This is a genomic window from Kitasatospora sp. NPDC127121 (assembly GCF_042677305.1).
In the GTDB taxonomy this organism is placed as follows: domain Bacteria; phylum Actinomycetota; class Actinomycetes; order Streptomycetales; family Streptomycetaceae; genus Kitasatospora.
This window is the reverse complement of sequence record NZ_JBHXTQ010000059.1, coordinates 44,307-53,691: the sequence shown is the minus strand read 5'-3', so window position 1 is coordinate 53,691 and position 9,385 is coordinate 44,307. Positions and strand designations below refer to the sequence as shown.

Here is a 9,385-nt window from a genome sequence, read left to right as displayed (position 1 = left end):
CCACCACCACCCGGTGGCGCCCGCACCCGGCGTCACCGCTCCCTGCCCCTCACCCCTCACGAGGATTGCCCGCCATGCGAACCCGACCCTTCGTCGCCGCCCTCGCCCTCGCCGGTGCGGCCGTGCTGCCCGCCGCCGTGCCGGTCGCCGCCCACGGCGACACCGTCCACCTGGACGTCTCCGGCCAGCGGAACGGCCGCGTCAGCACCGTTGCCACCTGGGAGAACGACCACGACCCGGTCACCGGGGAGTTCACCGGCACGCTGGCCGCGACGGCCACCGACGGTCGCACGGTCGGCCCCTGGCGCCTGGTCGCCGTCCCGGGCGAGCCGGGGACGTACACCACCCGGGAGATCCTCCCGGCCGGGCACTGGCGGGTGAGCGTCGACTGCGCGTTTCCCTCGCCGGGGCACGGCGAGGGTGAACTCGACGTCGAGGCCGCGGTGATCGGCGATCCTCCACTGCCGGGGGCGACGGGTGCGACGACCGGCGCCTCGGCCCCGATACCCGCGCCCGCTCCCACGGCCACACCCACGGCCCCCACCGCCCCGGCGGCCGCCGACAGCGCCGCCCGGGCCCGCTCCGCCGCCCGCGACACCCCCTCCGACACCACGCCCGACGCCGCCACCTGGGCCGCGATCGGCACCGCCGTCGCGGCCGTCGTGCTGGTCGCCACCGGCTTCTGGCTCCGCCGCCGCCCCCACCGCTGAGCCCACCGCTGAGCCCGCCGACGGAACCATCGAGCGCGAACCACCGTCCCAAAGGTCACCGGGCGCCACCGGGCGCCCGGCCGACCGCAAGGGAGCGTCCGCGCATGAAGAAGGTCCTGATCACCGGCGGCGCGGGATTCATCGGCAGTTCGGTGGTGTTCGCCCTCCTCGACCAGGGCATCACCCCGGTCATCCTGGACGACCTGTCCAAGGGCCGGGCCGAGTTCGTCGAGGGCAAGGTGTTCTACCAGGGCGACGTCGCCGATGTGGCCCTGCTCGACCGGATCTTCGCCGAGCACCCGGACATCGACGCCGCCGTGCACTGCGCGGCCAGGATCGTCGTCCCGGACTCGGTGGCCAGGCCGCTGTACTACTACCGGGAGAACGTCGGCAAGACCATCGAACTGCTCGACGCCCTCCAGCGCCACGGCTGCACCCGCGTCGTCTTCAGCAGCTCCGCCTCCATCTACGCGCCCACCCCGGACGCGCGGGTCGACGAGAGCAGCCCGGTCGAGGCCAACAGCCCCTACGCGCGCACCAAGCTGATGATGGAGCAGGTGCTCCAGGACTGGACCAGGGGGGAGGGCGCCGAGCGGCAGCGGGTCATCTCCCTGCGCTACTTCAACCCGATCGGCGCTGACCCGCGACTGCGCAGCGGGCTCCAGGACCTCAACCCCAGCCACGCCCTGGGCAAGCTGATCGAGGCGCACACCAACGGCACCCCGTTCACCGTCACCGGCGTCGACTGGGCGACCAGGGACGGCTCCGGCATCCGCGACTACGTCCACGTGCGGGACCTCGCCGAGGCGCACGTCGCGGCGCTGCTCCGCTTCGACGAGGTGATCGCCGAGGGCGCCGAGGACCGCTACCGGGTCATCAACGTCGGCACGGGCGACGGCACCACCGTGCGCGAGCTGATCGCCGCCTTCGAGCGGGCCGTCGGCGCGACGCTCGACGTCCGCGAGGCGGGCCCCCGGCCGGGCGACGTGATCGGCTGCTACGCGGCAGTCGACACCGCCCGCGAACTGCTCGGCTGGCAGCCGCGGCGGGGCATCGCCGAGGGGGTCGCCGACGCGCTGGCCTGGCGCGCGCAGTGGGCCGCCCGCCTCGACGCCAGCTGATTCCCGGCGCGGCCGCCCCCGCCCCCGGGGGCGGCCGCGCTACTGGACGGCCGTGCCGGACTTGGCCCAGTTGTCGTGCAGCCGGTCGAGGTAGGACTGCGCCTGGGAGCCCACCTTGACCCCCCGGGCGAAGGCCAGCATGTTGCCCGCGCCGGCGTTGTAGCCGAGGGCGAGGAGCTCGTCGTGGTTCAGTGGCGCGCTCGGCCGTGCCGGGAGCTGCCCGGCCAGGTCGTGCAGGTGCCAGGCGGCCGCCTGGACGGCCAGGTCGCGGTCGTCCGGCAGCTCCTCCCACTGGCGGTCGGCGAAGGGGCGGCCGGGTTTGGTGTCGTCGAAGGCGGCGCGGTGCATGTTGGCGATGCCGAACGAGGCTTCGGGCTTGCCGCGCTGCCAGGCCCGTTCGAGCTCCGGGTCGTGCGGCTTGTACGACTCGTTGTAGAGGATCGCCATCAGCAGCTGCGGGTTGACCCCGGCCTCGGCGGCGTACCGGCGTACCGGGGCCGCGTAGTCGGCGGGGTCGTAGCGGCCGGACGGCTTCGACGGCTTCGACGGCGCGGTCGAGGCGGACGCGGACGGGGCGGACGCGGAGGGCCCGGCACCGTCCGGGGAGGGGGTCGCCGACGGGGAGGCGTCGGACGACGCCGTGGTGGGGTGGTCACCGCCGTGGACGATGCCCCACCCGGCCGCGACGAGTATGCCGACGACCAGCCAGCGCCCCCAGCGCGACCCCTGTTGCCCCTCGCTCATCGCTGCCGACCCCTCCCCGTGTGCCCGTGCCCTTGTTCGACCGTCGTACTGCCGATCGTGCCGGCGACCGTGCCCGGTGGCAGGCTACTCGGCCGGCTTCTGCTCGCCGTCGAGGTTGCGCAGGAAGCCCTTGGCCTTCTCGACGCCGGTGTCGATCTGGCCGCTGTACTTGCCGTCCGTGCGGTCGTCGATCACGTCGCCGACCTTGTCCAGGCCCTGCCCGAGCACGCCGCTGTGCTCGCGGGCGAGGTCGGTGGCCTTGTCCGCGAGGTTCTTCAGACTCTCAAACATGGTGACGCTCTGCTCCTCTGACGCGTTCCTGATGGTGTGCCGACGTGGCGGGGGATCATGACCATCCTAACGACGGCCCACCAGGCGCTCGGCCGCTGCCGAAGGACGGCGGGTGACTTTGCTGGAATGGGTTTGTATGCTCCAGCCCAACTTCTACAGCCATGTAGAAGTTGGGAACCGCCACCAGGACGGAACGCGTCCCGGCACGCACAGCGGCGCGCACGCGCCGCGGCAGCCGAAACGAGCGAGGGAAGTGCGCATGGCCGGCCAGCGGGCGAGAACGCCGTACCAGGACGCGGGACCGCGCACCGAGGACCCCGCCCTGCCCGCGCAGCGCTCGCGCGAGGCCGCCCCGGCGGAGCCCGCCGCGCCGCCCGCCGCCCGCCCGCCACGGCCCGCGGCCTCCCGCCGCCGGCCGCAGGCCCGCCGGGGCGGCCGGCTGCCGGTGCTGCTCACCGCCGTCGGCCTGCCCGTCCTCGGCGGTGTCGCGGACGAGCTCGGGGGCCCCGGCGTCGGCGTGCTCTTCGCGGTCGGTGCGGTCGGCGGGACGGGCGCCGCGGCGGCGCTGTGCAGCCGGGCCGGCCGCTGGTGGGTCGTCACCGCGGCCCCGCTCGTGGTGCTGCTCGGCGCCGCCGGCATCGAGTACCTGGCGAACCGGGACGCGTACCAGGGCAAGCAGCTCGGCACCGGCGCGCTGCGGTGGGTGGTGGGGGCGTTCCCGGTGATGGCGGCGGCGGTGGGGGTCGCGCTGCTGGTCGTCGCGGTCCGCATCGCGCTCGATCGCCGACGGCTCCGCAGGGCGGGCACCCCGGCCGGAAGGAGCCGTCGTGGCTGAACGCGCCGCCCGCCTCCGCCCGCGCGGCCGCGCCCCGCGCCGCGGCCCCGCCCCGCTGACCGTCGCCGGGCGCACGCTCGCCTGCACCGTCTCCATCGCCGTCCTCGGCGCCAGCGGCTTCACCTGGTACGAGTACCGCAGCCTCGACGACGGCATGACCAAGTCCACCGCGCTGAGCGAGGCCAAGAAGAACGCCCCGCCCCACCTCGACAAGTCCGTCAACCTGCTGCTGATCGGCCTCGACAGCCGCAAGGACATGGACGGCAACGACCTGCCCAAGCAGTTCGTCGAGGACGAACTGCACGCCGGGTCGAGCGAGATCGGCGGCTACAACACCAACGCCCTGATCGTCCTGCACATCCCGGCCAACGGTGGCAAGGTCACTGCGCTGTCCGTCCCGCGCGACGACTACGTGCAGACCCTCGGCGCCGACGGCAAGATGCACAAGATCAAGGAGGCCTACGGCATCGCCAAGGTGGCCGCCGAGCAGAAACTCGCCGGCAAGGGGCTCTCCAAGGCCGACCTGGAGCGGCAGAGCCGCGAAGCCGGACGCTCCGCCACCATCCAGACCGTGCAGGGCTTCCTCGACGTCCCGATCGACCACTTCGCCGAGGTCAACCTGATCGGCTTCTACGACATCGCCAAGGCCGTCGAGCCGATCCAGGTCTGCCTCAACCACCCCGTCGACGACCCGATCACCGCCCGCACCGCCGCCCACGAGGGCGGTGGCACCGGCCTCAAGCTCCCCGCCGGCATCAGCTCCCTCAACGCCGCCCAGGCCCTCTCCTTCGTCCGCCAGCGCCACCACCTCGCCAACGGCGACCTCGACCGCACACACCGGCAGCAGGCGTTCATCTCCTCCGTCGAGTACCGGCTCAAGCAGCAGGGCATCCTCAACGACTTCGGGCAGATGCAGAAGCTGTTCGGAGTGGTGAAGAAGGACGTCGTCATCGACAACGAGTGGAACATCCTCGACTTCGCCCAGCAGGCGCCCAACCTCACCGGCGGGAACGTCGAGTTCAACACCCTGCCGATCACCGGGTTCAAGACCGTCGGCGGCCAGGAGGTCAACACCGTCAACCCGGAGCTGATCAAGAAGATCGTCCGGCAGCTGTTCAACCGCGAGCCGGCCCCCGTCCAGGCCGTCCCCGCGCCCACCGAGACGGCCGCCGAGACCGCCACCCCCTCGCCGTCCGCCGCCTCCCCGACCGCGACCAGGGCCGTCGTGGACGTCAACGCCGTCGCGGGCGCCGGCGCGGCCGCCACCGAGTCCAAGGCCCTCGCCGAACTCGGCTACCAGCCGGGGAGGATCGGCGACGCCGCCGCCAGGACCAGGGCCACCACCGTCACCTACGGCAGCGGCGCCAAGGCCGACGCCCAGCAGCTCGCCACCCGCTACGGCGTCACCGCCACCGCGGCCGCCGTCGTCGCCCCCGGCCACATCGTCGTCACCCTCGCCGTCACCCGCACCCCCAGCCCCTCCGCCGCCGCCACCACCGGGCCGGGCGACGCGGCCACCGACCCCGCCGCCGGCCTCCCCATGCAGGGCCCCGCCGTCAAGGCCGGCGGCATCCCCTGCGTGGACTGACGGGGGCGGCGGGCGCCGCGCGGCCGCACCCACGAGGCGGTGGGCGAACCGGCCCGGCGGCCGAACGGGCGTCACGGGAGGAGAGTCCGGCCCCGGGCGCGCTGGACGAGCAGGCCGACCAGCCACAGCAGGACCGCCGTGGCGCCCACCGCGGCCAGCACGTAGGTCGCGGGCATGTCGTCGTTGGGGTAGTGGTCGCCGGCCACGCGCACGGTGGCCGGGTCGTCCGCCGCCGCCTCCAGGGGGACGGTCATCCCGACGTGCGGCTTCTCGACCCGTTTGAGGCCGAGCGCCGACGTGCGGTAGTCGCGATCCCCCGCCCGGTAGGTGATGGTGTAGAGCCAGCCGCCCTTGCGCAGGGCCACGGCGCTGACCGTCCCGTCGACCCGCAGCGGCGCGGCGTCTATCCGGCTCGCGGCCCGCCACTGCGCGGACGCGGCGAACAGGCTCCAGCAGAGCACCAGCAGCGAGACCACCGCGCCCGCCAACGGAAGGGACCACACCCGGCGTAACACTGCCTTCATGGCCCGGACGATACCCGCCCCGTGACGCGCCGTCGGTGGCCGGGGCGCCGCCCCCTTCGAGAGCGACACGGCGGTGGACCTCGCCGACGGCCTGGCGCGGACGCCGCCGGATCAGGGCGAGGAGCCGTTCCGAGGCTTCGTCAATTCTGCTTCCTGGCAAGCCAGTAGAGCAGTGCGGCCAGACTGGTGGCCGCGCCGAGGAGGCAGACGGCCGTCCAGCCCCAGTGCTCGTAGACGAGGGTGGAGCCGATCGCGCCCGCCGCACAGCCGGCGGAGTAGAGGAGCATGTACCCGGCGGTGAGCCGGCTCTGCGCCTCGGGGCGGACCTGGTACAGCAGGTGCTGGTTGACCACGTGCACGGACTGCAGGCCGTAGTCGATCACCACCATGGCGAGCACCAGCCACCACGCCGAGCGCGGCAGCAGGGCCGCCGGGATCCAGGCGGCGAGCATGGCCAACAGGCCGATGCCGGCGGTGTGTTCGGCCCGGCCGCGGTCGGCCTGCCGGCCCGCGCGGCCGGCACCCAGGGCTCCGGCGGCGCCGGCCAGGCCGAACAGCCCGATCTGGGTGTGGCTGAGACTGAACGGCGGGGCGGCGAGCGGGAGCACCATCGGGGTGAGCAGGACGGTGATGGAGGTGAAGGTGAGCAGCGCGAGGACCGCCCGGGCGCGGAGCACGGGCTCCTCGGCGAAGAGGGTGAACACCGAGCCGATCAGCCGGGGGTAGCTGATCCGTGCGGTCTGCGAGGTCTGCGAGGTATGCCCGGTCGGTGCCGACGGCCGGTGACGTTCGGCCGGGAGGACGACCGCGACGGCGAGGGCCATCGCGCCGGTGGCGACGGCGGACACCACGTAGACGGCGCGCCAGCCGGCCAGGTCGCCGATGGTGCCGGCGACGGTGCGGGCGAGCAGGATGCCGACCACGATGCCGCTGGTGACGGTACCGACCACCCGGCCCCGGTCGGCTGGCGCGGCGAGCGAGGCCGCGTACGCGACGACGACCTGGGCGACCACCGCGAGGACTCCGACGGCGGCCATCGCGGCGAGCATCAGCGGCGCGGAGGGGGCGAGCGCGACGGCGGCGAGGGCGAGCACGGAGAGCCCGAGCTGAGCGGTGGTGAGGGTGCGGCGGTTGACGCGGTCGCCGAGCGGGACGAGCAGCAGCAGGCCGAGCGCGTAGCCCGTCTGGGTGAGGGTGCCGACGAGCCCGATGGTGGCCGGGTCGATGCCGTAGTCCGCGGCGATGAGGTCGAGCAGGGGCTGTGAGTAGTAGACGTTGGCGACGGCGAGGCCGCAGGCGACGGAGAGGAGCCAGGCGGCGGCGGGTGGCAGGCCGCGTGGGGGCGCTTCGGCGGCGGTGACGGCGGTGGCGCGGGTGGGCGAGGTCATGGGCGGGACTTCCTGGTGGCGGGCACGGCCGGACTGGTTTCAAAGTGCTACCACGCCACCCTGGCATAATGTGGTTTCAATAAGCAACCACGCGACTCGCCGCTAGGCTGGGCGCCGACCGGTGGAAGGTGGGAGAAGTGCCGAAGCGCACCACGCACGAGGAGTCGACCTGCCCGGTCGCCCGCCCGCTCGACGTCGTCGGCGACGGCTGGACGCTGCTGATCGTGCGCGACGCCTTCGACGGGCTGCGCCGCTTCGGGCAGTTCCAGAAGAACCTGGGCCTCGCCAGGAACATCCTCTCGGCCCGCCTCACCAACCTGGTCGCCAACGGGGTGTTCGAGCTCGCGCCGGCCGCCGACGGCAGCCCGTACCAGGAGTACGTGCTGACCGAGAAGGGGCGCGCCCTCTTCCCCGTGATCACCGCGCTGCGGCAGTGGGGCGACCAGTGGTTCTTCGCGGAGGGCGAGCCGCGCGCCCGGCTGGTGGAACGCGGGACGGGCGCGCCGATCGAGGCGATGGAGGTCCGCGCGGCCGGCGGCCGGGTGCTGGGGCCCGAGGACGCCGAGGTGCTGCTGCCCTGAGACGCGCCGCCGCCACCGGCGGACGGGCGGCCGGTGGCGGCGGGTAGTGGCGGGTGGTGCGGGGGAGTCGGGCGGATCAGCTGGGGGTGGCGCTCCCGGCCGTAGCGGTCTTCGGGGGTTCGGTGGCCGTCGCGGTGGTGCCGGGGGCGGTGCCGTTGGTGGTGCCGTTGGTGGTGGAACCGGTCGTGGTCGCCGGGGCCTTGGTGCTCGGCGTCTGGGTCGGGGTCTGGGTCGGCGTCTTGGTGGTGGACGAACCCGTGGACGAGCCCGTGGACGACCCCGTCGAGGAGCCTGCGGACGACCCCGTGGACGAGCCGGTCGAGGACCCGGTCGTCTTGGTCGTCCCGGTCGGGGTGCCCGAGGAGGTGGACGACGTTGCCGAGGCGGAGCCCGTCCCGGTCGAGGCGCCCGAGGACGTCGCCCCGGACGAGGTCGCTCCGGAGGACGTGGCCCCCGAGGGGGTCGCCCCGGACGAGGTCGAACCCGAGGTCGTCGCCGAGCCGGACCCGGAGGTCGCCCCGGAGGTGGCCCCGGAGGGCGAGGCGGAGGTCGAGTGCGACGTCGAGGCCGTGCCCGCCGGCGTGGTGGGCGTCATCTTCCCCGGCGGCGGGACGCCTGGCGCCAGCGGCCCCTTGGGCGGTCCGACGTTCCGGTCGACCACGTCGATCCGCCCGGTCAGGCGGGAGAACCAGCCGCCCGTCTCGATGTTCACCAGGATGATCTCGGTCACCGGCTGCGGCGCGGGCACCACGACGACCAGCGTGGTCGGGTGGAAGCCGGCCCATGCCTTCCCGGTGTACTTGGCGTCGCTCACCAGCACCGGCGGCTTCAGCGGGTTGCCGCAGGAGCAGCGCACCCGGGGCACGCCCTGGGAGTCCACCAGGACGGCGGTGCCGGCCTGGAGCGCGGACTGGTACTCGGCGACGGCGCCGCTCTTGTAGTTGTGGTTGGTGACCCGGGTGTCCACCCGCAGATAGGCCGAGGTCAGCGAGCGCAGGTAGGACGGGATCTCGGACTGCTGGACGCCCGCGGCGGAGGCCCAGGCGCGGCCGGAGTCCCCGCTGGAGACCATCCCGATCAGGCGCTCGGTGTCGCAGCTGGGCTTGGTCATCGTCCCGCCGTACAGCCCGGCGGAGCTGCCCTCGACGCTGTGGATCACCGCCGGGGAGGCGGCCGTGGACCGGCCGCCCGGCCCGGACTGCGGTGCCTGGGCGGACTGCGGCGCCGGCCCGGACTGCGGCTCCTGGGCGGGGGCGGGGGCGCTCACCCCCTGGGTTTCCACCGATGGGGTGAACGGGTCCGGCCCCGGGTCGGCCGGGGCCTGGAGGGCCACCTCGTTGGCGGCCGGCAGGGTGTCGTGGTGACCGCCGCCCTGGCTGTTCACGATCAGCACGGTGGCCACCACGGCCACCGCCAGCGTGCCGGCGGCCAACGCGAGCCCCCGCCCGGAGCGCCACCACGGCGTGTGCGGCCCCCGACCGCCGCCGGAGGACGGACCAGACGGCCCTGACGGACCAGATGGACCAGACGGCCCGGAAGGCCCGGAAGGCCCGGAAGGCCCGGAAGGCCCGGAAGGGCCGGATGACCCGGGCGGCGGCCCGAA

At 74.2% G+C, this 9,385-nt stretch carries 10 protein-coding genes; 5 read left to right on the top strand and 5 right to left on the bottom strand.

Annotated elements, in window-relative coordinates:
* The first annotated feature begins 74 nt into the window (after window positions 1-74).
* Window positions 75-710, top strand: coding sequence for a hypothetical protein (locus ACFVHI_RS26085; protein ID WP_380343275.1), 636 nt, complete (start codon window positions 75-77; stop codon window positions 708-710).
* A 104-nt stretch (window positions 711-814) separates the two neighbouring features.
* Window positions 815-1,831 carry a UDP-glucose 4-epimerase GalE gene (gene galE / locus ACFVHI_RS26080; RefSeq protein WP_380343272.1) on the top strand — a complete coding sequence of 339 codons (1,017 nt, stop codon included), beginning with the start codon at window positions 815-817 and terminating at the stop codon, window positions 1,829-1,831.
* A 39-nt stretch (window positions 1,832-1,870) separates the two neighbouring features.
* On the opposite strand, the gene ACFVHI_RS26075 is transcribed toward galE, so the two are convergent.
* The gene (locus ACFVHI_RS26075) at window positions 1,871-2,575 is read right to left on the bottom strand and encodes a lytic transglycosylase domain-containing protein (protein WP_380343269.1); all 705 of its coding nucleotides are present in this window, start codon (window positions 2,573-2,575) and stop codon (window positions 1,871-1,873) included.
* Window positions 2,576-2,659: 84 nt separating this feature from the next.
* Complete coding sequence (locus tag ACFVHI_RS26070; RefSeq protein WP_063350645.1) at window positions 2,660-2,866, bottom strand: antitoxin; 207 nt, start codon at window positions 2,864-2,866, stop codon at window positions 2,660-2,662.
* Window positions 2,867-3,125: 259 nt separating this feature from the next.
* Between ACFVHI_RS26070 and ACFVHI_RS26065 the strand changes: the two genes are divergently transcribed.
* On the top strand, window positions 3,126-3,701 hold the full coding sequence (locus ACFVHI_RS26065) for a DUF6542 domain-containing protein (RefSeq protein ID WP_380343266.1): 576 nt from the start codon (window positions 3,126-3,128) through the stop codon (window positions 3,699-3,701).
* Window positions 3,694-5,289 (top strand): LCP family protein, encoded by a 1,596-nt coding sequence (locus ACFVHI_RS26060; RefSeq protein ID WP_380343263.1) that lies wholly within the window; start codon window positions 3,694-3,696, stop codon window positions 5,287-5,289. Before ACFVHI_RS26065 ends, ACFVHI_RS26060 begins: the two co-directional genes overlap by 8 nt.
* Window positions 5,290-5,360: 71 nt before the next feature.
* On the opposite strand, the gene ACFVHI_RS26055 is transcribed toward ACFVHI_RS26060, so the two are convergent.
* Together ACFVHI_RS26055 and ACFVHI_RS26050 are read right to left on the bottom strand one after the other, a co-directional pair.
* Window positions 5,361-5,813 carry a hypothetical protein gene (locus tag ACFVHI_RS26055; RefSeq protein ID WP_159398579.1) on the bottom strand — a complete coding sequence of 151 codons (453 nt, stop codon included), beginning with the start codon at window positions 5,811-5,813 and terminating at the stop codon, window positions 5,361-5,363.
* A 140-nt stretch (window positions 5,814-5,953) separates the two neighbouring features.
* Window positions 5,954-7,201, bottom strand: coding sequence for an MFS transporter (locus ACFVHI_RS26050; RefSeq protein WP_380343260.1), 1,248 nt, complete (start codon window positions 7,199-7,201; stop codon window positions 5,954-5,956).
* A 137-nt stretch (window positions 7,202-7,338) separates the two neighbouring features.
* Between ACFVHI_RS26050 and ACFVHI_RS26045 the strand changes: the two genes are divergently transcribed.
* A complete protein-coding gene (locus ACFVHI_RS26045; protein WP_063350649.1) occupies window positions 7,339-7,782 on the top strand; it encodes a helix-turn-helix domain-containing protein in 444 nt (147 codons plus the stop codon).
* A 76-nt stretch (window positions 7,783-7,858) separates the two neighbouring features.
* Here ACFVHI_RS26045 and ACFVHI_RS26040 read toward each other — a convergent pair whose 3' ends face one another.
* Window positions 7,859-9,214 carry a DUF6777 domain-containing protein gene (locus tag ACFVHI_RS26040; protein WP_380343257.1) on the bottom strand — a complete coding sequence of 452 codons (1,356 nt, stop codon included), beginning with the start codon at window positions 9,212-9,214 and terminating at the stop codon, window positions 7,859-7,861.
* Between the last annotated feature and the right edge of the window lie 171 nt (window positions 9,215-9,385).